Annotated in this window: 23 protein-coding genes and 2 pseudogenes; 10 read left to right on the top strand and 15 right to left on the bottom strand. The window is 65.9% G+C overall.

Annotated elements, in window-relative coordinates; all coding sequences use genetic code 11:
- Positions 1-7: 7 nt before the first annotated feature.
- The 10 genes and pseudogenes from V5734_RS04205 to V5734_RS04160 all read right to left on the bottom strand — a co-directional run bounded on the left by V5734_RS04205 (position 8) and on the right by V5734_RS04160 (position 11,423).
- Entirely contained in the window at positions 8-1,651 is a 1,644-nt protein-coding gene (locus V5734_RS04205; RefSeq protein ID WP_347312258.1) for a S8 family serine peptidase, read from the bottom strand.
- Between the two features lie 134 nt (positions 1,652-1,785).
- Positions 1,786-2,483, bottom strand: a pseudogene (gene rpe, locus V5734_RS04200) (ribulose-phosphate 3-epimerase).
- Positions 2,480-3,412 carry a CbbX protein gene (gene cbbX, locus V5734_RS04195; protein ID WP_347312257.1) on the bottom strand — a complete coding sequence of 311 codons (933 nt, stop codon included), beginning with the start codon at positions 3,410-3,412 and terminating at the stop codon, positions 2,480-2,482. Before cbbX ends, rpe begins: the two are co-directional and overlap by 4 nt.
- Positions 3,413-3,506: 94 nt before the next feature.
- A complete protein-coding gene (locus tag V5734_RS04190; RefSeq protein WP_347312256.1) occupies positions 3,507-3,893 on the bottom strand; it encodes a ribulose bisphosphate carboxylase small subunit in 387 nt (128 codons plus the stop codon).
- An 11-nt stretch (positions 3,894-3,904) separates the two neighbouring features.
- Complete coding sequence (locus V5734_RS04185; RefSeq protein ID WP_347312255.1) at positions 3,905-5,371, bottom strand: form I ribulose bisphosphate carboxylase large subunit; 1,467 nt, start codon at positions 5,369-5,371, stop codon at positions 3,905-3,907.
- A 36-nt stretch (positions 5,372-5,407) separates the two neighbouring features.
- Positions 5,408-6,487 carry a class II fructose-bisphosphate aldolase gene (gene fba, locus V5734_RS04180; protein WP_347312254.1) on the bottom strand — a complete coding sequence of 360 codons (1,080 nt, stop codon included), beginning with the start codon at positions 6,485-6,487 and terminating at the stop codon, positions 5,408-5,410.
- A gap of 32 nt (positions 6,488-6,519) precedes the next feature.
- On the bottom strand, positions 6,520-7,521 hold the full coding sequence (gene gap / locus V5734_RS04175; protein WP_347312253.1) for a type I glyceraldehyde-3-phosphate dehydrogenase: 1,002 nt from the start codon (positions 7,519-7,521) through the stop codon (positions 6,520-6,522).
- Positions 7,518-9,524, bottom strand: coding sequence for a transketolase (gene tkt / locus V5734_RS04170; protein WP_347312252.1), 2,007 nt, complete (start codon positions 9,522-9,524; stop codon positions 7,518-7,520). The genes gap and tkt overlap by 4 nt, the downstream gene beginning before the upstream one ends.
- A gap of 10 nt (positions 9,525-9,534) precedes the next feature.
- On the bottom strand, positions 9,535-10,407 hold the full coding sequence (locus V5734_RS04165) for a phosphoribulokinase (RefSeq protein ID WP_347312251.1): 873 nt from the start codon (positions 10,405-10,407) through the stop codon (positions 9,535-9,537).
- Between the two features lie 8 nt (positions 10,408-10,415).
- On the bottom strand, positions 10,416-11,423 hold the full coding sequence (locus V5734_RS04160) for a class 1 fructose-bisphosphatase (protein WP_347312250.1): 1,008 nt from the start codon (positions 11,421-11,423) through the stop codon (positions 10,416-10,418).
- Between the two features lie 99 nt (positions 11,424-11,522).
- Here V5734_RS04160 and cbbR point away from each other — a divergent pair, with 99 nt between their 5' ends.
- Positions 11,523-12,449: a LysR family regulator CbbR gene (gene cbbR / locus V5734_RS04155; RefSeq protein WP_347312249.1), complete on the top strand. Its 927-nt coding sequence runs from the start codon at positions 11,523-11,525 to the stop codon at positions 12,447-12,449.
- 41 nt (positions 12,450-12,490) lie between these two features.
- On the opposite strand, the gene V5734_RS04150 is transcribed toward cbbR, so the two are convergent.
- Entirely contained in the window at positions 12,491-14,686 is a 2,196-nt protein-coding gene (locus V5734_RS04150) for a spermidine synthase (RefSeq protein WP_347312248.1), read from the bottom strand.
- 104 nt (positions 14,687-14,790) lie between these two features.
- Between V5734_RS04150 and V5734_RS04145 the strand changes: the two genes are divergently transcribed.
- The 9 genes and pseudogenes from V5734_RS04145 to V5734_RS04110 all read left to right on the top strand — a co-directional run bounded on the left by V5734_RS04145 (position 14,791) and on the right by V5734_RS04110 (position 21,757).
- Positions 14,791-16,011 (top strand): serine hydrolase domain-containing protein, encoded by a 1,221-nt coding sequence (locus tag V5734_RS04145; RefSeq protein ID WP_347312247.1) that lies wholly within the window; start codon positions 14,791-14,793, stop codon positions 16,009-16,011.
- A gap of 186 nt (positions 16,012-16,197) precedes the next feature.
- Positions 16,198-16,566: a hypothetical protein gene (locus tag V5734_RS04140; RefSeq protein ID WP_347312246.1), complete on the top strand. Its 369-nt coding sequence runs from the start codon at positions 16,198-16,200 to the stop codon at positions 16,564-16,566.
- 198 nt (positions 16,567-16,764) lie between these two features.
- Positions 16,765-17,856 (top strand): ABC transporter substrate-binding protein, encoded by a 1,092-nt coding sequence (locus V5734_RS04135; protein ID WP_347312245.1) that lies wholly within the window; start codon positions 16,765-16,767, stop codon positions 17,854-17,856.
- The gene (locus tag V5734_RS04130; protein WP_347312244.1) at positions 17,853-18,911 is read left to right on the top strand and encodes a FecCD family ABC transporter permease; all 1,059 of its coding nucleotides are present in this window, start codon (positions 17,853-17,855) and stop codon (positions 18,909-18,911) included. The genes V5734_RS04135 and V5734_RS04130 overlap by 4 nt, the downstream gene beginning before the upstream one ends.
- Positions 18,912-19,694, top strand: coding sequence for an ABC transporter ATP-binding protein (locus V5734_RS04125; protein ID WP_347312243.1), 783 nt, complete (start codon positions 18,912-18,914; stop codon positions 19,692-19,694).
- 78 nt (positions 19,695-19,772) lie between these two features.
- Entirely contained in the window at positions 19,773-20,729 is a 957-nt protein-coding gene (locus tag V5734_RS04120) for an AraC family transcriptional regulator (protein WP_347312242.1), read from the top strand.
- Between the two features lie 32 nt (positions 20,730-20,761).
- On the top strand, positions 20,762-20,947 hold the full coding sequence (locus tag V5734_RS04115) for a hypothetical protein (RefSeq protein ID WP_347312241.1): 186 nt from the start codon (positions 20,762-20,764) through the stop codon (positions 20,945-20,947).
- Positions 20,948-21,114: 167 nt separating this feature from the next.
- A pseudogene (locus V5734_RS21570) lies at positions 21,115-21,357 on the top strand (FAD-dependent oxidoreductase); the annotation flags it as partial.
- Between the two features lie 67 nt (positions 21,358-21,424).
- Positions 21,425-21,757, top strand: a complete 333-nt coding sequence (locus V5734_RS04110) for a glycine cleavage T C-terminal barrel domain-containing protein (RefSeq protein ID WP_432759662.1) — start codon at positions 21,425-21,427, stop codon at positions 21,755-21,757.
- 42 nt (positions 21,758-21,799) lie between these two features.
- Here the strand turns inward: V5734_RS04110 and V5734_RS04105 are convergent, their stop codons facing one another.
- From V5734_RS04105 to V5734_RS04090, 4 genes are all read right to left on the bottom strand, one after another.
- A complete protein-coding gene (locus V5734_RS04105; protein ID WP_347312239.1) occupies positions 21,800-22,606 on the bottom strand; it encodes a hypothetical protein in 807 nt (268 codons plus the stop codon).
- Positions 22,603-22,956: a hypothetical protein gene (locus V5734_RS04100; RefSeq protein WP_347312238.1), complete on the bottom strand. Its 354-nt coding sequence runs from the start codon at positions 22,954-22,956 to the stop codon at positions 22,603-22,605. Before V5734_RS04100 ends, V5734_RS04105 begins: the two co-directional genes overlap by 4 nt.
- Positions 22,957-23,047: 91 nt before the next feature.
- A complete protein-coding gene (locus V5734_RS04095) occupies positions 23,048-23,989 on the bottom strand; it encodes a hypothetical protein (RefSeq protein ID WP_347312237.1) in 942 nt (313 codons plus the stop codon).
- A 56-nt stretch (positions 23,990-24,045) separates the two neighbouring features.
- The gene (locus V5734_RS04090) at positions 24,046-26,124 is read right to left on the bottom strand and encodes a dynamin family protein (RefSeq protein ID WP_347312236.1); all 2,079 of its coding nucleotides are present in this window, start codon (positions 26,122-26,124) and stop codon (positions 24,046-24,048) included.
- Between the last annotated feature and the right edge of the window lie 10 nt (positions 26,125-26,134).

Below are 26,134 nucleotides of genomic sequence, written 5' to 3'. Positions count from 1 at the left end.
CCGCCCCCTATGGCACCGCCACCACGGCGCGCAGCTCAGGCCGGGTGGCGAGCGCGGCGCTCAGTTCGGCGCTGGCGCGGTCGGGTCGGATCATCGCCGCCTCCACCCCCTCGGTCGTGGCCGCGCGGGCCTTGGCGCCGGCGCGGTGGCTGAGCCAGAGGATCTCGGCCGCGTATTCGGCCATCTCCGGACCGTATTCGTCGAGCGCCTCGGGATTGTGATTGGCGAGGTGGATGGCGAGGATTTCCGAGGTTGGTTCCACCCCCGCCGCCGGCAGCGCAGCTTCGGCCACCGCCTCGGTGCCGGTCGGGCCAGTGGGCAGGGCGGCGTTCAGGGCGCGCTCGGCATCGACAAGCCCGGCGCCAAGATCAGTGGCCCCGTTCCAGACCGGCGGTTTCGACAACCCGTGCGTCAGGCAATGGACGAACATCGCCTGCACGGTGGTGCCAGCGGCGGCGGCTTTCTGCGCGAGCGCCGCCCGCCCGCCATGCCGCGCGACCCATAGCGCCGCCACCCCGGCGGTCAGCGAGGTGGCCAGCGTCGTGCCCTGCGCGGCCTTGATCCCGTTGTCGGGGTCTGTGGCCTTGTTCTTCGCCGCCCCCCAGACGTTCTCACCCGGCGCCGCAATCGTCACTTCCGGCCCGCGCCCGCTTTTCGCCCAGGGCGTCAGTGTATGGGTCAGCGCCGCAACGGCGGTGCAAAGCCCGTTCGCGGCATAGGCGGCCGGGAAGACCACCTTCGGCCAGCAATTGCCGGCAGCACAGGTAATGACCAGACCTGCGCGAGTGGCGTCGCGCAACGCCTTTTCCGTCGCGCTGACCCGCGTGGGCCCGCCCATCGCCATCGTGATGACATCCGCACCTTGAGCCACCGCATGGGCGATCGCCGCCGGTATGGTCTTCTGGTTGAAGTTGATCACCGACTTGATCGCCCGGATCGGCAATATCGTCGCCTCGGGCGCCGATCCTGTGATCGCGCCCGGCCCGGAGACTTCGCCGGCATCGCTGGCACCGCCACGACTGGCCACAACAGAGCAGACAAGCGTGCCGTGGCCGGGATGCCGGAGAAAGCCCGAACTGAAGCGGTCCGACGCATCCGTGCCGCCCTCGACGAGGTTAAGCTGGCCGTTGGCGCGAATGGCTCCGTTGAGTTCCTGATGCGTCGAATGGCCGGTGTCGATCACGGCCACGGTCGCGCCGTTTCCGCGCGTATGCCCCCAGGCCTGCGGGGTGCGGATGACGGGATGGACCCAGCCAAAGGGGCTGAGGTTCTGGCGCGGCGTCTCGCAGGAAAAAAGCGTGGTCTCGACGTCGAATCCCGGACCGCCGATGGCCGCCGCGCCATAGAGACTGTCGGTCAGAACAGGGTTCGCGTCCGTTGCACCGGTCTCGCGACGCAAGGCCCTTGCGAACGCGAAGACCTCTGGCTCCTGCCCACGTGAGGGGACGCCGGGGAAGGTGACGAAATGGAAGCGATCCTCGGGAAGGCCGAAGGCGGATTCAACTGTGATCTCGGCCTCCGGCAGCGCGGCGCGGACCTGATCCGCGACGGCGGCCGGGGTGCGGTTCTCGGCGAATACAAGTTCCACGATGACCGGGTCGTCGTCCGGCAGAAGCGGGCGCCCGCGCAGGGCGGAAAATTCCTGCTGCATGCAAAAGTTCTCCAAATGAAAAATCGAAATAAGTGGAGGTATTGTAGCCGAAAACCACCCTGATTTTCAATCGGAACGCGAATGCTGCCGGTCGCGCGACGAAAGTGCTGTGCTGGCTTGATGCGAGGTGCGGATCAGGCGGCGCGACATGCCCCTTCCGCCGCCGCACGGATCGCCCGGATATTCGCCCCGTAAGGCGCGGGATCGGCCACCGATCCGCCCCGGAAGACCGCCGATCCAGCGACGAGGACATCCGCACCCGCAGCCACGACGAGAGGAGCGGTCTCCGGCGTCACACCGCCGTCGATCTCGATATGGATCGGCCGGTCGCCGATCATCGCGCGCAGGTGCCGGACCTGTTCGACCTGGCTGGCGATAAAGCTCTGACCGCCGAAGCCGGGGTTCACGGTCATCACACAGACAAGGTCGCAGAGGTCGAGAAGCGGCGCCGCCGCCTCGACCGGCGTGCCGGGATTGAGCGCAAGGCCGGCCTTCGCCCCCGCGCCCCGGATCGCCTGAAGCGTGCGGTGGACATGCGGCCCGGCCTCCAGATGCGCGGTAATGATATCGGCGCCCGCCTCGGCGAAGGCGTCGATATAGGGGTCGACCGGCGCGATCATCAGATGGACGTCCATGACCGTCCTGATATGCGGCCGGATCGCCTTGCAGAGCGGCGAACGAAGGTCAGGTTCGGAACGAAATGGCCGTCCATGACGTCGACATGGACCCAGTCCGCGCCCTCGGCCTCGATCGCGCGGATCTCGGCCCCGAAATTCGCGAAATCCGCCGACAGGATGGATGGTGCGATCTTGATAGAACGGTCGAGCGTCATGCCTCTCCTCCTGCGGGCTCGCGATCGACGTCGAGCCCGCCCGAGAAGACGCGGCTCGGCCGGATGTCCGCCTCGGTGATTGTCGACAGAGCGGTAGCGTCGAGCGGCCCCTTCGCCGTCTCGAAAAGCCGGTTCGCCTGGCGCAGACGCGCCCGGTCGAGCGCATTGCGGATCGACCGCGCATTGGCGAAATGCGGCTGCTTGCGGCGGAGCGCGATATACTCCTCGAAGGCCTGCCGCCCGCCCTTGTCGAACGCGTAGCTCTGCGCGGCGAGCATCGTCTCGGCGATCTTCTCCAACTCGGCATCGGTGTAGTCCGGGAATTCGATATGATGCGCGATGCGCGATCGAAAGCCGGGATTGGCGGCGAAGAACTTGTCCATCCGGTCGGCATAGCCGGCCATGATCACCACGAGATCGTCGCGATTGTTCTCCATCACCTGCAGAAGGATCTCGATCGCCTCCTGACCATAATCGCGTTCGTTGTCGGGCTTGTAGAGGTAATAGGCCTCGTCGATGAAGAGGACGCCGCCCATCGCCTTCTTCAAAACCTCTTTCGTCTTCGGTGCGGTGTGACCGATATACTGGCCCACGAGGTCATCGCGGGTCACACTCACGAGGTGCCCTTTCCGGACATAGCCGAGCCGGTGCAGAAGTCCTGCCATCTTCAGCGCCACGGTGGTCTTCCCCGTCCCCGGATTGCCGGTAAACGACATGTGCAGCGTCGGCGTCTCGTGCGAGAGGCCCATGTCCCGCCGCGCCCGGTCGACGAGCAGAAGCGCCGCCGTCTCGCGGATGCGCCGCTTCACCGGCGCGAGGCCGATCAACTCTTCATCGAGCTCGCGCAGAACCTCGGCGACACCCGATGCCTCGTACTCCGCCGCGAGGTCCACCGTCACCGGTACCGCCGCTCCGCTCTCGGCATTCATCGCGTCACCTCTTCACCTTGGCTGAAATACTCTGAGGGGTCCGGGGGGCAACGCCCCCCGGCGGGTCGGACCGGGCGCTTAGCCCGGTCCGAAATCAGCGCGCGTCCCAGGCGTAGCGCTGCGCCCGACCGTCGACATCGGTCCGCTGCATATGCAGGTTCGGCTCCACCTTCGGCCGGTTGACGATGAAGGACATCATCACCGTCTCGAAACCGCGCTCGGAATGGAAGGCATTGATGCGGATATAGGCATCGCCATGGGCCTTCCGGCACTCGTCGAGTTCCATCATCACGCCCTTCGCGTCGCGCAGGTCGAACATCGGGTTCCCCCACATTTCCCAGTAGGTGTTCCGCGGATGCGGGTCGTCGGTATATTCCAGCCCGACGGCCCAGCCCTGTCCGAGGATATACTCGACCTGCGCCGTGATCTGCACATCGTCGAGATCGGGCAGGAACGAAAAACAGCCTTGAGTGATACGCATGGTCTTTCTCCTCACATCGCGACCGAGGCGGTCGGAACGAAGTCCGACGTGTCGGTCGAAGTGTAGTTGAAGGTGATGTTGCCCCACGTTTCGAGCGCGGCTTCCAAGGGCTTGCACCACTTCGCGGCGGCCCTGAGGATCTCCGGCCCCTCGTTCTTGATGTCGCGGCCTTCGTTGCGTGCCAGAACCATGGCCTCCAGTGCCACGCGGTTCGCCGTGGCGCCCGCCTGGATCCCCATCGGATGACCGATCGTGCCGCCGCCGAACTGCAGCACCACGTCGTCGCCGAAAAGGTCCAGAAGTTGGTGCATCTGGCCGGCATGTATCCCGCCCGAGGCCACCGGCATCACCTTCTTGAGGTCGGCCCAGTCCTGTTCGAAGAAGATACCGCGCGGCAGATCGACCGCGTTCACCCGCTCGCGGCAGACGTTGTAATAGCCCTGCACCGTCAGGGGGTCGCCTTCCAGCTTGCCGACAGCCGTGCCGCAGTGGAGGTGATCGACCCCGGCCATGCGCAACCACTTCGCGATGACGCGGAAGCTGATCCCGTGGTTCTTCTGCCGCGTATAGGTGCCGTGGCCGGCGCGGTGCATGTGCAGGATCATGTCATTCTGCCGGCACCAGTTCGAGATCGACTGGATCGCCGTCCAGCCGACGATCAGGTCGACCATGACGATGACGGAGCCGAGCTGCTTGGCGAATTCCGCTCGAGCGTACATCTCCTCCATCGTGCCGGCGGTGATGTTGAGGTAGTGGCCCTTGACCTCGCCGGTCACGGCGGTGGCCTTGTTTACCGCCTCCATGCAGTAGAGGAAGCGGTCGCGCCAGTGCATGAAGGGCTGCGAGTTGATGTTCTCGTCATCCTTCATGAAGTCGAGCCCGCCCTTGAGGCCCTCATAGACCACCCGGCCGTAGTTCTTGCCGGAAAGGCCAAGTTTCGGCTTCGTCGTGGCCCCCAGCAGGGGCTTGCCGAACTTGTCGAGCCGCTCGCGCTCCACCACGATTCCAGTGGGCGGGCCCCTGAAGGTTTTCATGTACGCCACGGGGAACCGCATGTCTTCGAGCCGCGCCGCCAGAAGCGGCTTGAACGAGAAGACGTTGCCGATGATCGAGGCGGTGACGTTGGCGATGGAGCCTTCTTCGAAAAGGATGAGGTCGTAGGCGACATAGCAGAAATACTGCCCCGGCTGCCCCGGCACCGGCTCCACCTTGTAGGCCTTGGCGCGGTACTGGTCGCAGGCGGTCAGCCGGTCGGTCCAGACCACCGTCCAGGTCGCGGTGGAGCTTTCGCCGGCAACTGCAGCGGCCGCCTCGATGGGGTCGACGCCTTCCTGCGGCGTGATCCGGAAAAGCGCGAGGATATCGGTGTCCTTCGGCTCATAGTCGCCGTCCCAATAGCCCATCTGCGCGTATTTCAGAACGCCTGCCTTGTAGCGCTCCTTGCCCTTGATTTCCTTCGGGTTGCTATGCTCGTTCATTTCTCTCCTCCTCTCTGGGGGTGAATCACGGGGCCATCAGGCTGCGGCCCTTGCAGCGATACGGGGATCAAGCGCGACCGTGGCATATCGCCTGGCCATCTCGTCAAGGCTCACGGGTTTGATCTTCGAGGCGTTCCCGGCCGTGCCGAACCGTTCGAACCGGTCGCGGCAAAGCCTCTCCAGCTCCTTCATTGCCGGGATCAGGAACTTGCGCGGATCGAACTCGGCGGCCTTTTCCCTGGCGATCTTTCGGAACTGCCCGGTCATCGCCATCCGGCAATCGGTGTCGATATTGACCTTGCGCACACCCATCCGGATGCCGCGCTCGATCTCCTCGACTGGCACGCCATAGGTCTGCGGCATCTCCCCGCCATGGGCGTTGATCAGATCCTGCAGATACTGCGGCACCGAGGACGAACCGTGCATGACAAGGTGAGTGTCCGGCAGCTTCTCGTGGATCGCCGCGATGGTCTTCATCGACAGGATCTCGCCGTCGGGCTTGCGGCTGAACTTGTAGGCGCCGTGCGAGGTGCCGCAGGCGATGGCGAGCGCGTCGCATTTCGTGTTCATCACGAAGTCAACCGCCTGATCGGGATCGGTAAGCAGCATGTCGCGGCTGAGCTTGCCTTCCGCGCCCGATCCGTCCTCGGCCGCCGCCTCTCCGGTTTCGAGGCTGCCAAGGACGCCAAGCTCGCCCTCGACGCTCGCGCCGACGGCGTGGGCCGCCTTCGTCACCCGCGCCGTGATCTCGACATTGTACTCGTAGCTGGAGGGCGTCTTCATGTCCTCCATAAGAGAGCCGTCCATCATCACGGATGTGAAGCCGTGGCGGATCGCGGAAAGGCAGGTCGCGTCGTTGTTGCCGTGGTCCTGATGGAGGACGATCGGAATCTCGGGGTTCATCTCGGCCAGCGCCTCGACCATATGGCGCAGCATGATGTCGCCGGCATAGGACCGCGCGCCCCGGCTTGCCTGCAGGATCACCGGCGCGTCGCAGGCCGCCGCCGCCTTCATGATGGCGAGGCCTTGCTCCATGTTGTTGATGTTGAAGGCGGGCACGCCGTAGCCGTTCTCGGCGGCGTGATCGAGAAGTTGTCTGAGGGTAATGAGTGCCATGTCCTTATCCTGTTTCTGATTTTCCCGAATTTTCAGATCAGTTTCCCCATTGCGACGGCGGTATCTGCCATACGGTTGGAGAAGCCCCATTCGTTGTCGTACCAGGCGAGGATGCGGCACATGCGGCCGTCCATGACCTTGGTCTGGTCCATGTGGAAGATCGACGAATGCGGGTCGTGGTTGAAATCGGAGGAGACGTTGGGCCGGTCGGTATAGCCGAGGATGCCCTTGAGGCGCCCGTCGGCGGCGGTGCGGATCGCGGCGTTGATCTCCTCGACGCTGGTATCGCGCGCGGCCTCGAAGACGAGGTCGACGACCGAGACGTTGGGCGTCGGCACCCGGATCGCGACGCCGTCGAGCTTGCCGTTGAGTTCCGGCAGCACGAGGCCCACCGCCTTCGCCGCCCCGGTCGAGGTCGGGATCATCGACAAGGCCGCCGCGCGGGCGCGGTAGAGGTCCTTGTGCATCGTGTCGAGCGTCGGCTGGTCGCCGGTATAGGAATGGATCGTGGTCATGAAGCCCTTGGCGATGCCCACCGACTCGTTGAGGACGGACGCCACCGGCGAGAGGCAGTTGGTGGTGCAGGAGGCGTTCGAGACGATGAGGTCGCCCTTCGTCAGCGTCTTGTGGTTGACGCCGTAGACGATGGTCTTGTCGGCGCCCTTCGAGGGCGCCGAGACGAGGACACGGCTGGCGCCGTTCTCAAGGTGGATCGCCGCCTTGTCGCGGTCGGTGAAGATGCCGGTGCATTCCATCACGACGTCGATATGGGCCCAGGGCAGTTCGGCGGGGTTGCGGATCGCGGTCACCTCGATGGGCCCGCGGCCGACATCGATCGTGGTCTCGGTCGTCGTGACCTCGGCCGGGAAGCGGCCGTGGACACTATCGAAGCGCAGGAGATGGGCGTTGGTCTCCACCGGGCCGAGATCGTTGATCGCCACGACCTCGATATCCTTGCGCCCAGACTCGACGATCGCCCTCAGGACGTTCCGCCCGATCCGCCCGAACCCGTTGATCGCCACCTTCACCGTCATGCCTGCTCCCTTTCGCCTACCAGCCCTTTCGCCGCCTCCGCCACGGCTTCTGCCGTGATGCCGAAATGCCGGTAGAGAACCTCTGCCGGCGCCGAGGCGCCGAAGCCGGTCATGCCGACGAACCCGTCCTCGGGCCGCAGAAACGCGTCCCAGCCCTGCCGAATCGCGGCCTCGACGCCGACACGCGGGGCCGTGCCCAGGACCTCGGCACGGGTCGCGGCATCCTGATTGGCGAAAAGCTCGAAGCAAGGGGCAGAGACGACCGCCGCCGCGACGCCTTCGGCGGCAAGCAGGTCGGCAGCGGCCAGCGCGATCTCGACCTCCGATCCGGTCGCGATGAGCGTGACGTCGCGTGGGCCCGTCGTTTCGCGCAGCAGATAGGCGCCGCGCGCCGTGAGGTTTTCGCCCGAATCGTGCGTGCGTACCGTCGGCAGGTTCTGCCGCGAGAGGCAGAGGACGGAGGGCGCCGCCCCCTCGGTAATGGCGATCTGCCAGGCCTCGGCGGTTTCGACCGCGTCGGCGGGGCGGAAGACGAGCATGTTGGGCATGGCCCGCAAGCTCGCGATCTGCTCGACGGGCTGGTGGGTCGGACCGTCCTCTCCCAGTCCGATGGAATCGTGGGTCATGACATAGACGACGGGCACACCCATCAGCGCCGACAGCCGCATCGCCGGGCGGCAATAGTCGGCGAAGGCGAGGAAGGTGCCGCCATAGGGCCGGAAGCCTCCGTGCAGCGCGATCCCGTTCATCGCGGCGGCCATCCCATGTTCGCGGATGCCGTAGTGGATGTAGTTGCCGCCGAAACTTCCCGGTGTGATCGGTTCCATCCCCTTCGTGCGGGTCAGGTTCGACCCGGTGAGGTCGGCGGAGCCGCCGATGGCGTTCGGCAGTGTGGCGTTCACCACCTCAAGCGCCATCTCGCTGGCCTTCCGCGTCGCGACCTTCGGCGTCTGGGAGGACAGCCTTTGCTTGTAAGCGGTGATCGCGGCGTCGAGCGCGCGGGCATCAGGCGCTGCGAGGCTGGCGCGGAAGGCATCCGCTTTTTCGTTGGCTTCGAGCCGCTTTGCCCACTCCTCACGCGCCGCGCGGCCGCGCCGGGCGACGGCGTGCCAGCTTTCGTAGATGTCCTGCGGCACCTCGAACGGCGCCGCGTTCCAGCCGAGAATGGCGCGCGCCGCCGCCACCTCTTCGGCGCCGAGCGGGGCGCCGTGGACAGAATGGCTGCCCTGCTTGTTCGGCGCGCCGTAGCCGATGACCGTCTTGCAGGCGATGAGCGAGGGGCGTGGATCGGCCTGCGCGGCCCCGATTGCCGCGGCAATCGCCTCCTTGTCATGACCGTCTGCGGCCTGAACGTGCCAGCCGGCAGCGGCGAACCGCGCCTTCTGGTCCGTTGAGGTGGAGAGATCCGTGCTGCCGTCGATGGTGATGCCGTTGTCATCCCAGAAGACGATCATCCGACCGAGGCCCAGATGCCCCGCAAGGTCGATCGCCTCGTGGCTGATTCCCTCCATAAGGCAGCCGTCGCCCGCGATGACATAGGTGAAGTGGCCGACCAGGTCGTCGCCGAACCGCGCGTTCTGCATCCGCTCGGCCAGCGCCATGCCGACGGCGGTGGAAATGCCCTGCCCGAGGGGGCCGGTCGTCGTCTCGATCCCCTTGGCATGGCCGTATTCGGGGTGCCCGGCAGTACGGTAGCCCATCTGGCGGAAGTTTCTGATCTGATCCATCCCCATATCGTCGTAGCCGATCAGGTGATGGATGGCGTAGACGAGCATGGAGCCATGACCAGCCGACATCACGAAGCGGTCACGGTCGGGCCAGACGGGATCGGAAGGGTCGATCCGGATGAAGCGGTTGAAGAGCACGGTGGCGACGTCGGCCATGCCCATCGGCGCGCCCGGATGGCCGGAATTGGCCGCCTGCACGGCGTCCATCGTCAGCGCCCGGATCGCGTTCGCCATCCGGTCCTCGGCGGTCATCGTCATCGTAACGGGCCGGTTCATCGTCTTCTCCTCAGCTGCGCTTCGATTCATGGACGAGCCGGTGGACCATCGGCGTGAAGATGAGTTGCATCGCGAGGTCCATCTTGCCGCCCGGGATGACGATGGAGTTCGCCCGGCTCATCCATGACCCGTGGATCATCGAGGTGAGGTAGGGGAAGTCGATGCCGCGGGGGCTCTTGAACCGGATCACGACAAGGCTTTCGTCCGCCGTCGGGATCCAGCGCGCGATGAAGGGGTCCGAGGTATCGACCACCGGCACGCGCTGGAAATTGATGTCGGTCTCGGTGAACTGCGGGCAGATGCAGTGCACATAGGCGTGCATCCGGCGCAGGATCACGTCGGTCACCGCCTCGGTCGAGTAGCCGCGACTTGCCCGGTCGCGATGGATCTTCTGGATCCATTCGAGGTTGATGACCGGCACGACACCGATCTTCAGGTCCGCATGCGCGGCAAGGTTGACGGTGTCGTTAACCACCGCACCGTGCAGCCCCTCGTAGAAAAGAAGGTCAGACCCGTCGGCGAAGGCCTCCCAGCCGGTGAACTCGCCCGGCGGCACGCCGTAGCGTTCGGACTCCGCGTTGTCATGGACGTAGTGGCGGGTTTCGCCCTTCCCCGTCTCTCCATACTTGCGGAAGACGTCCTCGAGCTTCTCAAGCTCGTTGGCCTCGTAGGAGAAATGCGAGAATGTCTGGTCGCCCTCCGCCTTGCGCCGCTCCAGCTCGGCCTTCATCGCGGCGCGGTCGTAGCGGTGGAAGGCATCGCCCTCGATCGACACCGCCTTGATCCCCTCGCGGCGGAATATCTGGTCGAAGGTGGACTTTACCGTCGTCGTGCCCGCGCCTGACGAACCGGTGACCGAAATGATGGGATGTTTCTTGCTCATGGATCCTCTCAGGCGCGGAAAAGGCCGCGTGTGCCGAACAGGGCGGATACCTCTTGGTCGGGCAGATCGTGATAGGCGCAGACCCGGTCGACCTGGTCGGCGGTGCCGAAGACGAAGGGGGTTCGGGCATGCAGGCTGGTCGCGGCCTGACCGAGGATGCGATCGCTGCCATCGGTGGCGTGGCCGCCAGCCTGTTCGATCAGCATCGCGATCGGCGCGCATTCGTAGACCATGCGCAGCCGGCCCCGCTCGTAGCCGGGGCGGCTGTCGGAGGGGTAAAGGAAGATGCCCCCCCGGGTCAGGATGCGGTGGGTCTCGGCGACAAGCGACGCCACCCAGCGCATGTTGAAATTCTTGGCGCCGGGCCCCTGATCACCGGCAAGGCAGTCGTCGATATAGGCCCGGACAGGCTTCGACCAGTGGCGGTAGTTGGACGCATTGATCGCGAACTCGCTCGAGGCGGCGGGCATTTTTTGCGCGCGGTCCACGAGGGTGAATTCCCTGTTCATGGGGTCGAGCACGAAGTGCAGAACGCCATCGCCGAAGGTGACGAGAAGCGCGGTCTGCGGCCCGTAGATGAAGTAGCCCGCCGCGACCTGTTCGCGTCCGGGGCGCAGGAACGATGCCTCGGCATTATCCTTCGCCTCGAACATCGCGAAAATCGTGCCGATGGAAACGTTGACGTCGATATTCGAGGATCCGTCAAGGGGATCGATCGCCAGTGCGTAGGCGCCGTCTGCATCGAGCGGGATGACATTGTCACGCTCCTCGGAGGCATACCAGCGGATGCCGGTGCCCTTCAGCGCCTCGGCGAATTCCTCGTCGGCGATGACGTCGAGCGCCTTCTGACGGTCGCCATCGGTATTCTCGCCAACATGCTGGCCGAGCGCCCCGCCGAGCGGGCCGCGCGCGATCCGGATGGAGAGGTCGCGGGCAACCGCCGCGAGCGCTTTCATCGGCGCGGCGAGGTCCGCCGGAATACCGTCTGTCACTTCAAGGGCGCTGCGATCCGTCATCAGGGCCTCCTCTCCCCAACGTGAAACACAGGCTTGATCATGGTTATTGGTGTCTATAAGAAAATTTAAACTTTCTGTCTTGTGATTAGGAAAAAGTGAATGAAGAGGCTTTCGGCTCTAACATTCAAGCAGCTCAGGGCCCTCGATGCAGTGGCCAGAACCGGCTCAATCAGCCACGCTGCTGAGGAATTGGGCCTGACGGCACCTGCCGTGCACAGTCAACTCAAGGCCCTCGAAGACAACTTCGGCTGCGCGCTATTGTCGCGGAAGGGACAGACCGGCTTCGAAAGCACCGCCGAGGGCGAGGCGCTTCTGACCGCGTTCCACCGGGCGCAATCCGGTTTCGAGCTGGCAATCCACAGAATCGACGGATTGCAGAAAGGGTTCACCGGAACGGTCATCCTTGGGGTCGTGTCGACCGGCAAATACTTCGCCCCCGGCCTCGTCGCCCGCCTGCGAGAGGTCTATCCCGATATCGAGATCGTCCTGAGGATCGGCAATCGCACGTCGATCATCTCGGCCCTTCATGAGAGCGCCATCGACCTTGCGATCATGGGCCGCCCGCCGCGCGATCCCCCGGTCGTCGCCGTGCCGATCGGCGAGCACCCGCATGTGCTGATCGCGCCGCCCGGGCACCGGCTGGCGCGCGCGACCAATCTGAGGCCGGAAGATCTCCTCTCCGAAACGATCATCATGCGCGAACCGGGCTCGGGCACTCGGATCCTCGCAACGCGGTACCTCGACCGGATCGGCGAGGGGCGACCCTATGAGACGACCGAGATGGGTTCGAACGAGACGATCAAGCAGGCCGTGATCGCCGGGCTCGGCATCGCGATGATCTCGCAGCACACGGTGACGGAGGAGTTGAAGGCCGGACGGCTCATCACCCTCGACGTGCCCGGCCTGCCGATCATGCGGCACTGGTTCCTTCTTCACCGCGAAGATCACGCGCTGACGGGGGCGATGCGAACGGTGTGGAACTTCATCGACGCCGAGAAGGGCAGCTTTCTGCCATCAACCGTATAGCCGACGGCTACCAACTCACCCAAACTCGGGGCGGGCAAGCCCTATTCGAGGATCGAAAGAAGGTTCGCGAAGTCGTCCGTCCAGAGTCGTTCTCCGTCGGAGCGCAGTTCCTGCCATCGCGCGTCGGACGCCATGTCGCCCAGCGCCGCCTCGCTCCGGGCGAGCATCACGACACGCGACGCCGTATCGCCGGGATCGACGTCGGGACGGCCCGGATGGTTCTCGATCCGCGCCACCAGGCCGAGCGCCTCGGCGCTCCGCGCCAGCGGCCGCTGGATCGCGTAGTAGCGGTTCGTGATGTGGTAGAGGAGCACGCCGTCCGGAGCCAGCCGGTCGAGGTAAAGCTGCATCGCCTCATGCGTGGTCAGATGCATCGGCACGGCGTCGGAGCCATAGGCGTCGATGATCAGGATGTCGTATTTCAGCCCCTCCTGCGCGGCCAACACCATCCGGGCATCACCGAGATGCGTGGGGGCATCCCCGGCACAGGCCGACATGAAGGTGAAATAATCGGGATTGCGGGCGATGCGGTCCACCACCGCGTCAATTTCGTAGAACTGCCAATCCTGACCTTCGTTCCGGTAGCAGGCCAGCGATCCGACACCGAGCCCGACGATGCCGACGCTCTTCGCGGACCGGCCGATATCCGAGGTCAGAACCCGCGCCATCGGTGCGTTCGGGTGGTAGTAGAAGAGCGGCTGAGGCTTCGCCCTGCTGTAATCGGACAGCCGCTCGGCCCCGTGGATCGTGGTGCCGTTCGCGTAGTGGCGCATCCCGTCCCCGTCCATGACACGATGGGTCCCGAAGAAGCTGCGATCGCGGAAGATATCACCGTCGGGGATCAGGTAGGTTCCACTGACCGTCACGATCCCGGCGGCAAGCGCTGCGGCCGGCACCGTGCGGCGCAGAAGGACCGCAACGACGGCGGCAAGACCGAACATCACCAGCTTCAGGGTGAGCCAGTCGGCGATGCCGAACACCGTCACGGCAAGGATCAGCGGCAGCGCCGCGATGGCGCCCGCCACCGCGCCCCGCGTCGCGAGGCCCCGCGTCAGGCGCATTTCCTTGCTGAGAACGAGCGTCGCCGCGAGAAGCGTTGTCACTCCGCCCTCGGCGAGACTGTCGAAGACGACCGGCGCGATGATGGAGTTGAAGAGCCCGCCCAGCGCGCCCCCCACGGACATGACGAGATAGAAGAGCGTCAGGTGCCGTCCGTCGGGCCGCGCGTCGTAGAGCCTCGTATGGGCGAACATCGCCACCGCGAAAAAGGCCGCGATCAGGCCGGCGACGCCATAAAGGTTCACATGCGCGCCGCTCAGGCCCGTAAAGACCGCGCCAAGCCAGCCGAGGGCGGCAAGATAAAAGATGCGCAGGACGCCAAGGGACATCAGCGGGCGGCGGGTGAAGGTCAGCACGAAGCTCAGGAGATAGAGCGACAGCGGGATGACCCAGACAAGCGGGATCGCGCCAATATCGGTGCTGATCTTCGTTGTCACAGCCAGCATCATCGAAGACGGTATGAACGCCAGGAGCGTCCAGCGCCCGATCTGGCCAAGACCGACCGGCGCGGCAGGCGCCTCGGCCCGAACTGGGGTCCAGCCGCTGCCCCGCGTAGCGCTGACCCCGCTGGCCAGGAGGAAAGCGCCGAGCGCGACGAAGCCCATAGCCCAGCCTTTCCCGATCAGCGTCGCGCCGAAGAGCGGTTCGGCCACAAGCGGGAACGCGAGAAGGGCTGCGAGCGATCCGAGGTTGCTCGCACCGTAGAGGAAATAGGGATCGTCGGATGACGGCCCGTCGCTTCGGGCATACCAGAACTGGATCAGGGGCGCGTTGGCGGAGAGGACCGCGAACGGCACCCCGACGCCGAGCCCGAAGAGCGCCAGTGTCTGCCAGACCGCCGGCGTTCCCGGCTCGTATCGCCAGCCCTCCGGGATCGCAAGCGGCAGGAAGCAGAGGGCGGAAACCCACAAGAGCAGATGCACCGCGATCTGTGCCGGCACCGGCAGATAGCGGGTCACGAGATGCGCGTAGAGATAGCCGCCGATCAACACGCTTTGAAAAAAGAGCATCGCCGTGGTCCAGACCGCCGGAGCCCCGCCGATCTGCGGCAGCACGATCCTGGCGAAAAGCGGCTGCACGAAGAAAAGAAGCGACGCGCTGAGAAAGATCGTCGCGGTGAAGATCACCGGGATCATGATCCCCGGCCCCGTTGCGGCTCTGCTCTCGGCCTGGAACATGTCTCTGCCCGTTTTCTTGTGACCGGGGCTTCCTTAGCGCGGAAATTTGCTGAGAATGAGGCGAAGACCGCGGGGGCCGAGCCGGGCAGGAGGAGACTGACGCGATGACGAGCTACCGGAATTCGGACCCGACCCCGCCGATCATGCTGGGTGCGCCGCCGCCGCCCGAATGGCGCGTGCCCCGCATCGACTGGGACCGGCCGCCCTGGAACCGGTGGACCTTCCAGCGCGTGACGGAAATGATGCCGACCGCCCCGATCCGGCGCGGCGAGACGGTGTCGCCGCTACCCGCCGGCGCGGGCCGGCTCGATGACCTGACCTATAGCGACCGCCACGGCACCACCACGAGCTTCGGCCAGATGCTCGATGAGACCTATACCGACGCGATGCTGGTCGCGGTGGATGGCCGCATCGTCCATGAGAGCTATCACAACGGCATGGGGCCGCGCTCGCTGCACCTGTTGCAGTCGGTGTCGAAGTCGATCACGGCGACCGCCGCTGCCGGGCTCTTCTCCGAGGGCCTGATCGACCCGGCGGCGCCGATCACCCATTACCTGCCCGAACTGGCCGGAACCGCCTGGGCCGGGGCGACAGTGCAGCATGTCCTCGACATGACCTCCGGTGTGCGCTTCGACGAAACCTACGCCGCCCGCGACAGCGATGTCGGCAAGATGGACTATGCCTCCGGCTGGAAGCCGGCTCCGGAGGGGGTTGATGTCTCGGACTGGCCCGCATGCATGTGGGAGCAGATCCTCGGCCTCACCGTCGCCGAAGCCGAGCACGGGGCGCGGTTCAGCTACCGCTCCATCGAGACGGACGTCTTCGGCCATGCGGTCGAACGCGTGACCGGCCAGCGCCTGCCGCAGATCATTTCCCGACGGCTCTGGCAACCGCTCGGCTGCGAGGAGGACGCCAACATCACCGTCGATTCCGCCGGCTACGGTCTGGCCTGCGGCGGGATCAGCGCCTCGCTCCGCGACCTCGCCCGGTTCGCGCTGGCGCTTCTGAACGACGGGATGGTCGAGGGTCGCCACGTGATCCCGCGCGCCTGGGTCGAGGATGTGCGGCACGGCGCGCACGGGCTTTTCGACGACAGTGCGCGCGTGGAGTTCCCGAACGGTTGCTACCGGAACCAGTTCTGGATCGAGGATCGCGACCGCCCGCGCCACCTCTGCCTCGGAATCTTCGGACAGATGATCTACGTCGCCCCCGATGCCGGCCTTGTCGCGGTGAAGGTGTCGACCTGGCCGGATTTCACCAGCACGCCGCTCCTCCTTCAGGCGCTCGACGGAATTCACGCCGTGGAGCGGGCCTTTCGCGGCTGACGGTCGACGCCGACCCGTGGGCCGGGTTGCGGCGTCGGGACGCAGCCCGGTCTGAATTGCAATGGCTTGAGAAAAATCAAACTCTTGCATTACGCTGTCGGGTAAGGAGAGCGCATGACGTTGTGGTACGCACACCGCATTCGACCCGGGCAGGCAGCGGGCCCATGCATAAGCGAGGGGCTATAGATGTTCGCGCGGCTGCTACCTGCACTCCTCGTGCTGTCGCTGTGGCTATCCGGCGTCGTTCCGCAAGGCATGATGCGCGTGGCGGGCGGCGACGGCACGCGTCTTATGCTCTGCACCGAAGACGGGCCGCGCGATATCTGGATGGGCGTGGACGGAACACTGCGCGAGCAGGGCCCCCTGCCTGAACGCAATCACGAAGTCGGAAAATGCCTCGCGGTGACGCTCGCGCTCATGGGCGCGCAAAGTGACGCCACCGGCCTGCATCGACCGGCCGAGTTCAGCGCCTTTGTCCCCGGCCACAGCGCGGCGCGGCCAGTTCTGGAGGCCGCATGGCGCCCTGCGCAACCGCGCGGACCGCCAATTCTCTGACCAATCGGGGCTTGCCGCCCCAGCGATGTCCGCGGCGTCGCCCGATCGCATCGCGCCCGCGGGCGCGTTGCGCGGGCGGATTGCCGCGCGGCGCCACCGATCCCGCATCTCTTCCGGCTCGTGTCGGGCCCCGGCCTGACCTTTCCGACCGTTCGCCGCCGCCATGCGCGGCGCGACGTCCACCCATTGGAGACGATCATGAAACTCGCAACTTTCGCGGCCCTTGCCGCCCTTCTTCTCGCCGCTCCCGCCCGCGCCGAGATATCCGTAACCGACCTCGACGGACGCATTGTCACTCTCGATCATGTTCCCGACCGGGTGGCGCTCGGCTTCTACTATGAAGACTACCTTGCCGTGGCGGGGGCGGAGGGCGCCGACAAGATCGTGGCGCTTTCGCGGGCGCCCTGGGCCGATTGGCGCCCCGGACAGTGGGCGGTCTATACTGCCCGGTTCCCCCAACTCGCAACCCTGCCCGACTTCGGAAATTCAGACGACAACACCTTCTCGGTCGAAGCGCTGATCGCGGCGCGGCCCGAGGTCGCGGTCCTGTCAAGCTGGCAGACCGCCGCCCTCGGAGAGGCGGGCTTGGCGCAGATCGAGGCCGCGGGCATCAAGGTCGTGGCGCTCGACTACAATGCCCAGACGCTGGACCGGCACATGATGTCGACCCGCGTCCTCGGCGCTGTGATGGGCCAGCCCGAGCGGGCCGAGGCGCTGGCCGCGATGTATCAGGCCAAGACCGAGGACACGCTCTCCCGTGTCGCCAAGGCCGGTCCCTCGCACAAGAAGATCTATGTCGAGCTGGCGCAGAAAGGCCCCGGCGAGATTGGCAACAGCTACGGCAAGGGCATGTGGGCCGGCGTGATCGACCTCGTGGGCGGCGAGAATATCGCAAAAGGTCAGATCGAGAACTGGGGCCCGCTTTCCCCGGAATACGTCATCGCCCAACAGCCTGACGTGATCCTGCTCGCCGGGTCCGAATGGGTTGGAAAGCCCGAGGCGGTCCTGCTCGGTTTCGGCACGAGCGACGAGGCGGCGCAGCCCAAGATGGCGGCCTATGCGAACCGCGCCGGCTGGTCCGACCTGCCCGCGATCCGCAACAAGCAGGTCTACGGCATCTACCACGGCGGCAACCGTACGCTGTCGGATTTCGTGTATGCGAGGATGATCGCCAAGGCGCTTTACCCCGTGGCCTTTGCCGATGTCGATCCGGCGCAGGAACTGGCCGATTACTATGGCAAATGGATGCCGGTCACGGCCGACGGCCAGTTCGTGACGCAGCTGAAATGAGCCTATCCGGGCCTGCACCGGCCGCATCCACCGCTTGGCGGGCGCGGGCGCGATACCGGGGGGCGGCGCTGGCCGTCGCCCTCCTCGCGCTTTGCGCGCTCGTGCTGGTCGATCTGATGACTGGCCCGTCCGGCATGTCGGCGCATGACCTGTGGCGAACCGCACTCTCCGGGCCCCAAGGCGCCGACCGCGCCGCGGCCGCGATCCTGTTTCAGATTCGCCTGCCGCAGACGGTGATGTCGCTGATCGTCGGCGGTGCGCTCGGCCTCGCGGGGCTGATGATGCAGACGATCCTCGCCAACCCGCTCGCCTCGCCGTTCACGCTCGGATTCTCGGCGGCAGCGGGCTTTGGTGCGGCGCTGGCGCTCATGTTCGGCTCGGCACTGGCGCTGCCGGTGCCGGGATGGCTCCTGACCCCAGCCTGCGCCTTCGCGTCCACCCTGCTCGCGACTGTACTCGTCTGGGTCGTTTCCCGCCTCAAGGGCAGCGCCCCTGAGATCCTTGTCCTCGCGGGCATCTCCGTGCTCTTCTTCTTTCAGTCGCTCCAGTCGCTGGTCCAGTTCATGGCGTCGCCCGAAGTGCTGCAGCAGATCGTGTTCTGGCTGTTCGGGTCGCTCCTCAAGGCCAACTGGACGGCCGTCAAGGTCTCGGGCGTCATCGTCGCGCTCTGCCTGCCCTTCATCGCGCGGGAGACCTGGGCGCTGACCACTTTGCGCATGGGCGAGGCGAATGCCGAGAGCCTTGGCCTCGATACCGACGCGCTGCGCCGCCGGGTCTTCCTGATCACTGCCGCGCTGACCGCCGCCGCCGTATCCTTCACCGGGACCATCGGCTTCGTCGGGCTGATCGCACCCCATGTCGCCCGCGCCATCGTGGGCGAAGACCATCGCTACGCGCTTCCGCTCGCGGCGATCACCGGTGCCGTGATCCTGTCGTCCGCTTCGGTTGCGGCAAAACTTCTGTCCACCGGCGCCGCGATCCCCGTCGGAATCGTGACCGCCATCGCAGGCATTCCGATGCTTGCCCTCGTCATCCTGAAACACAAGGAAACCTAGATGAACCGCCCCGTGTTCGAGATCGACGCTCCGGCGCTGCGGCGGAGCCGACAGACGGTGCTGGAGGGGATGCAACTCAGCGTGCCGCGCGGGGGGTTGACCGCGATCGTCGGTCCGAACGGCGCCGGCAAGTCGACGCTCTTGCGTGCCATCGCCGGGCTTGCCGGCGAACGGGTCACGGTGCGTGACGGGGCGCGTGTTCTCGGACGACGGGAGATCGGCTTTCTGCCACAGGCGTTCGAGGTGCGCTCTGAACTCAGCGTGCTCGACTGCGTGCTTCTCGGGCGGCGGGAAGAGATCGGCTGGCGCATTCCGTCCGGCGCCATCACCGAGGCGGAGGCCATCCTTGCGCGGTTCGGTCTCGATACACTCTCGGCGCGACCGATGCAGGCGCTGTCGGGCGGACAGCAACAGCGCGTTCTTCTGGTCCAGCGGATCTTTCGCGGCAGCGCCCTTCTGGCACTGGATGAGCCGACCTCGGCGCTCGATCTTCACCACCAGCTCGCGGCGCTCGAGGCATTGCGCACCCACGCACGCCAAACCGGGACCGCGGTTATCGCCGCGCTCCACGACCTGAGCCTGGCCGCGCGCTTCTGCGGCCGGATCGTACTGCTCGCCGAGGGCCGGCTGATCTGCCAGGACAGCCCCGATGCCGCGTTCGCACCGGAGGTCGTCGCCAGATACTGGCAGATCGCCCCTGAACTTCTGCGCGACCGCGACGCCAACCTGCTCATCGTCCCCCATTCCGCCCCCGGCCGGACCGGCGCCATCCCGGCCGCCTGATGCGGGAACGTCCGGAATATCTGTGAGATCGTCCAGCCTGCTGGACGCGTGTGTCGAAAGCAGACTAGCCTCGTCCGCATGTTGGACCTGCTCAGCGATATTTTCACGCGCCTGTCGTTGCGCGGCACGCTCTATTTCCGCACGAGCTTCACCGAGCCGTGGGGCGTGCGGGTCCCGGCCTTTCGTAACGTTGCGCGATTTCACTTCGCCCACAGGGGCGAGGCGATGGTGCGCGTCGCGGGTCAGCCAGACCCGGTGATCCTCGCACAGGGCGATCTGATCATCATCCCGCACGGCGCCGCCCATGTGCTGTCGTGCCGTCACACCGGCCCGGACGAGGCGCTGCCACTCGATGACGTTCTGTCGCAGTCGGGGTTTCCGGGGCACGGGACGCTGGTCTGGGGAGGCGACGGGGCGCCGCGCGACACCCAGCTCATCTGCGGACATTTCGCGCTGGCCGAGGGGTCAAGGCATATCCTCTTCGAACGCCTCCCCCCGTTCATTCACCTGCGCGGCTACGGCGACGAAGCCGGTTCCTGGCTCGAGGCCACTCTACGCGTGATCGGGGCAGAGGCCGGCGGGGCGCGGCTTGGCGGGGATCTGATCGCACTGAAGATGTCCGAGGCGATCTTTGCGCAGGCGATCCGTGCCCATATCGAGCAGACCGCGTCCGGTGAAGATGGGGTAGCGGGTTTCGCGGACCCGCACCTCGCCCGCGCGCTTGCGGGGTTCCACCGGGCGCCGGCGGCGGATTGGAGCGTGGAGAAGCTCGCCCGCGAGGCGGGCCTGTCCCGCACCGGTTTTGCCGAACGCTTTTCGGCGCGGCTGGGCATCACGCCTATGGCCTATGTCACATCATGGCGGATGCAGATCGCGCGGGACGCTCTGGCGGCGCGCGGCGCGAGCGTGGCGGAAGCGGCCGACGTTGCCGGCTACGCCTCGGAATCCGCGTTCAGCCGGGTGTTCAAGAAGGAAGTTGGCGTTTCCCCCGCCGCCTTTCGTCAGGCCGGGGAAGACGCGACGCTGCGCGGCTGACCGTTCGCACCTGACTCAACGATCCCGTCACCTTGTCGCTTGTCGTGACGCCGTTCATTCCGAACGTCGGCGTCTTGTTCCTGGTGCTGCCATTCGCGCTCGGCATTTCCGACCCCTGCGCGGCCTACTACCTTCTGAGCGGAGTGGCGGTGATCGTCGTGATCGGGCTGTCCGCGCCTGACGAGGGGATGGTTTCGATCTGGGGGTTTCGCCCATGAGTGCCGGACATCTTGCCTCAGCCGACGGCTGACCGGGAAGCGGCACAAGCCAGTGCGCGGGCTGAACGGAGTTTCGCCAATCATCTGGCCGATCGCACAAAGACGACTGGATTTCGGCGTGAAGCCATTGGATATGATCGTGGCGTCTCAACTCGCGGGAGCTTGCGATGAAGACGCATGCACAGGCGGTCGTGATCGGTGGCGGGTTGGTCGGATGTTCGATCCTCTACCATCTCGCCAAGCTCGGCTGGACCGATGTGGTGCTGCTGGAGCGCGACAAACTCACTTCGGGCTCCGCCTGCGACGCGGCTGCGAACATCCAGGGCCTGCACGACAACAACAACATCTCCAAGATCCGGTATTGCATGATGAAGCTCTACAAGGAGCTTGAGGCGGAGACGGGATACGGGGGCATGGGACCGCGAATACAGCCCCGAATACTGTCCGCCGAAAGTGGGCCTCGACCGGCTGATCAAGATGGACAAGCCCGACTTCCTCTGCAAGGCGGCCTATGCCGCGCTGGCCGAAAAGGCCCCGCGCGAAAAACTCGTGATGATCGAGGTGGAGGCGGATATCGCCGACGCTTCGGGCGGTGAGCCGATCTTACTGCCCGACAGTTCGCCGGCCGGCCCGGTCAGTTCCGGCGCCTATGGCTTCTCGGTCGGCAAGTCGCTTGCGCTCGGCTTCATCAAGACGCCAAGCGCGGTCGCCGGAACCGCGGTGTCGGTGGCCGTCCTGGGGCGGCCGCATCGCGGGGTCATCCTCGCCGAACCGGCATTCGACCCGGCGGGCGCAAGATTGCGCGGTTGAGGATACGGGCCGGCGCGGCCGCCAATAATACCTTTGCCCGCCTCAAGCGGACCTTGATCGGGAGTGCGTCCGCCAGAGATTGAGGGTCGCCGCCGCGTCGCCGCCCTTCACCGTCGCAACCAGGAGGCTGCCGCGCCGGCCGGCCACCAGCATGTGGCGTCCGGCCGCTTCGGACAAGTCGAAGACCAGAATCCCGTTCGTTTCGAGTGTTCCAAGCAAAGCAAAGCCGGGTGACAGCAGGTTCACAAGGGAATTCTCGACCCAGTCGACGAGCAACGCCGCCTCCTCCTCCCCGCCGAGGATCAGCGAGGAATCGTCGCCGTCGATCAGGATCGCGGCCCGCAACATCGGTCGGAGCGCGTCGAGGAACGCCGCGTGCGGCGTGGCCTCGCCTGTTTCGGGCACAGATCCGACCGGCAAGCCCGCCGCCTCGGCGATCGCCGCCGGCTCGACGCCGCCCGGCGCAGGGTCGGCTCCCCCGCCGATCGGTTCTGCGGTGCGGGAAAATCCGGCGCCTCTTTCGCAGAGGCGGACGAAGAGGCTGGAAAGCACCGGCGCGGTGTCGGCGGCCAGTTCATCGCGGTCGAAGAGCGCCATCTGCTCTTTCGTCAAGCCCGGTGGGCGTGGCGCCAGCAACCGCAGCAACCGTCGCCCCGACGCTTCGCAGCGCAGGCACGACCCGTCGTCGAACTCGAAACCGAGGCGCTGGCCAAGGACCGAAACATCGACCTCGTCGAGGATGCGCGCGACACCGTCCCGCGCGGTCACATACTCGACCCGGCCCGATTGCCCGGCTCCGTCCCGCGCCGCCCGCCTGAGCGTTGCCTTCACCCGTCCGAAATCGCTCATTGCGCGGACGCTCCGCCGGCAAGGGCCGCGCGGGCGTTTTCGATCAGCGTTTCCACGGCGACCTCGGCCGCGCACATGCAGCACAACGCCTCGTTCGGTTCTGCCAGGTTCCGGAAGAAGCTCCGGCTGCCTGTTGGCGACAGGAACAGCACATGTTCGACCGGCCCCTCGCCTTTCGGTGCCGCGTCAAACAGGTCGGCGGCGCAGGCGCACAGCGCGTCGAGGTATTCCTGCGGGAACTGCAAGGCGCCGTCGGAACTGAGCACGGTCCGCGAGTCCAGATCCACGTAGACCGCGAGTTCACAGTCCCGGACATTCCGGCGAAAGGCATTGAGTGCAGTTGGGGTCATCGGCTGGCCGATTGGCTTCCTCTGGTGTCAGAGCGCGATCTTGCGTCAACCGGCCGGTCGCGACAAGCCCGGACCGCCGCGGACCACGCGGCTAGATCAGCGAACCGGTTGCAGCCCGGCGGGGCCGTTGGCTCTGCGCCTGCCCGCCCGTTCGCGCCACGACGCGCCTCGGCACCACCCGGACGGTCGGCGCCTCCTCCGCGGCTTCAGGCATGGCGGCGGCCGCATCCGGAGCGGATGCGACGGTGTCGGCATCGTCGGGTGCGGGCGCAACAGGCGCAGGCTCAACGGGTGCGGGATGGATTTGCATGGGCGCCTCCGCGCCGACCTCATCGGGTTCCACCGGGTTCGCGGCGAACAGGTCCGAAGGATCGGTCTGCGGCTCTAAGGCGAGGCCCCGTTCGACCTCGGCGATGATCTCCCCCAGCCCGGCCAGTACGGCCTCCACACCGGATGAACGCCATGCGTCCGGGTCGTCGACGGCGTCCTGTGCCTCGATGAGAGACACCGGGATGACCTCGCGAAACATCGGGCCCGCCTCCCGTTGAACGCGGCCAATCAGGCGCCGCTGGTCCGCCTCGGACAAGACCTTGTCGATACGGGTGATCAGAAGCAGACTTCGCGGGAACAGGCGCCCCGGCGCTTCCTCCCACAGCGCCGCCTCGGACTGGCGCCAGGCCTGTGTGGCGGGCGTACACCAGATCACCGCGTCGGCCAGCGGCAACATGCGCTGCCAGATGTCTTCGGTGATGTTCGGGTCGGAACTGCCGGGCATGTCGATGATGTCGCAGGCTTCGAGAATTTCGGCCGCCACGAACTTCCGGATCGCGCGGGTGTTGCGGACCGAGATCGCGCCGGCCTCATCGGAGTCGAGCGGTTCTTCCGACCCGTCCATCGCGATGCGAAGCGCGGGGCCGTCACCTTGCGCATACCAGACCGGCGGCATCTGTGTCGCCGTCACCTGCACGGGCGAATAGTCATCGTTCATCAACAGGTTTGCCAGGGTACTCTTGCCTGCGGAGAATTCGCCCATCAGGACGATCCGGGGTTTCCGGCGCAATACCGGGTTTACGGACATGAACTCGGCCGTCATTCCGCAGCCCTCCATTCGCTTCGCGGTTTCAATTCGGACAGGAACACGACGGTGTCGTTGAGCGTGTTCCGTCGATCCGTCGCGGCCGCTTCGGCGCGCTGCCTGAGCTTGTCGACCCCGATCTCGGTCTGGTTCGCGAGTTCGAGAAGGTGCGCCCGCTGGGCGTCGATGAATTCCGTGAGGATCTGCCTGGTGGCGAGAGAAAAGGTCTCCGCATGATCGGCGCGGAGAGAGACCAGGAAGGGCTCGATCTCGGCGTCGATCAGCGCCGAGTACTCCTCGGCAAACATCTGGTAACTTCTCCGGCGACGCCACCAGCTCGTCCACCAGTTCCCCTTTACATCCAGCGCGATCGTACTGCCGAGGATGACCGGCGGAGGCGGGTTTTGCACCACGGGGGCCTCGATCGCCGCGGTGTCTTCGGAAATCTGGAACGCCCTGATATAGAGTGTCCGGATCTCGTCGGCGGTGGTCGCGAAGATCTTCTCGCTGGTGTTCACCGCCTTTGCCGAAAAGACCCGGTAGGCCGAGCTCAGGAGGAGCCGCAGCCCCGCCGGATCGTACTGCCAGATCTCGTGATCGCCGAAGTCTTCGAGGTGGCGGATCAGAGAGGCTGTCGCGCGGCCAAGGAAGGATCGGCGCGCGCCCGCGAGACGGCTGTCGAGCCCAGAGATCAGCTTGCCCATCTCGGCATCAAGAAGACCGAGGCTGCGCGCGGCTATGGCGTCGAGTTCACGGCCGATATCGGCGGGCGCGACGGGCGCCACCGCATCGCCGTCGATGCGTTTCGCCGTGACTTGCCGAGACGCCTCGATGCTGGTCGCGACGTTCCGCGCAGAGCGGACGATGCGCTCCTCGAACTCGGCCCCCTCGCCGGAATCGATCCGGGAGGAGATCGCCGCGCAGAGCGCCGGAATGCCCGAGATCTTCCAGATCGTCTCTTGCACCGTTCCGGGAACCTCGCCGGAGTTCAGCCGGTGTTCCGCCCAGTCGATCAGCGCCTTCGAACTCGCCTTGCCCAGATCCTTGTAGGTCTGCGCCAAGGCGTGGACCGCCCAGTACGCGCTGCCGAAGATGATTTCCGCATCGGTCGGACCGTTGAGCGCGTCGAGGGTGGAAACGATGCTCTTGCGGATTTCTTCCGTCTCCCGAACGGGATCGTTCAGTTCGTCGATCCGGTTGACGAAGATGATCACCTCGCGCGAGCGGATGTTGGAGATCAGGCGGATCAGCGCCATGTCGACGGTCGACAGGGTCTGGTGCGCGGACAGCACCACGACGCACAGCCGGCTCTCGCGGATGGCATTGACGGTGATCTGCTCGCGGATCATGAACGTGTCGTTCACACCGGGTGTGTCGCGGATGCAGAGCCGATGCGGCAGGTCGGGTTGCCCGAGATAGAGGTCGGCCGACTTCGTGATGTCGGCGAACCGGCCCTGCTGCTGGCTGGCGCCGCCCTGGTCGCCGGCATCGTCACCGAGGCAGACGTAGCGCTGCACAAGTTCCTCGTCGACATAGCCGTATTCGTGCTCCTGCCCCATGAGCATCTCGAACTTCCGGCCGAGCCTTTGGCGCGACTTCTCGCGCATCTCCTCAAGCTGGCGCCGCACCTTCTCGAGTTCCTTGTGGGCGCCGGCGCGGGCCGCAAGTTCCCCCACGCGCCCGCCCCTGTTGAGCAGCCGGGCCCATTCCTCTTCGTCGAAAAATCGGAACTTCGCCTTTCCCGAACCCGTGCGGGTTGCGGGATCGAGGTGGAGCGAGGTCACAACCGAGGTCCACGGATTGATGTCGGCTGGCAAGAGGCCGGGCCAGCCCGCCAGTGCGTTGACCAAGGTGGTCTTGCCGGCCTTGACCTGTCCGATCATCGTCACCGAAGGCTCGAAGCTCCGGATCTGACGCTTGAGCTTCCGCGTCGCAGCGCGGGCGGTGTCTCCGCCGGCATCGGCGATCGCGTCCACCGCGGTATCGAGTTTCTGGATACGTTCCGCGAATGATTGCAGTCCGGAAAACGCCGACCGGATCAGGTCGCCCTCGGGTACGTCGACTGCCCCTGCGGTATCTCGTTCGGCATTCATCGTCGATCTC

The organism is Defluviimonas sp. SAOS-178_SWC, assembly GCF_039830135.1.
Taxonomy (GTDB): domain Bacteria; phylum Pseudomonadota; class Alphaproteobacteria; order Rhodobacterales; family Rhodobacteraceae; genus Albidovulum.
Note: the sequence above shows the minus strand (reverse complement) of the source record. Positions and strands in the feature narration are given on the sequence as shown.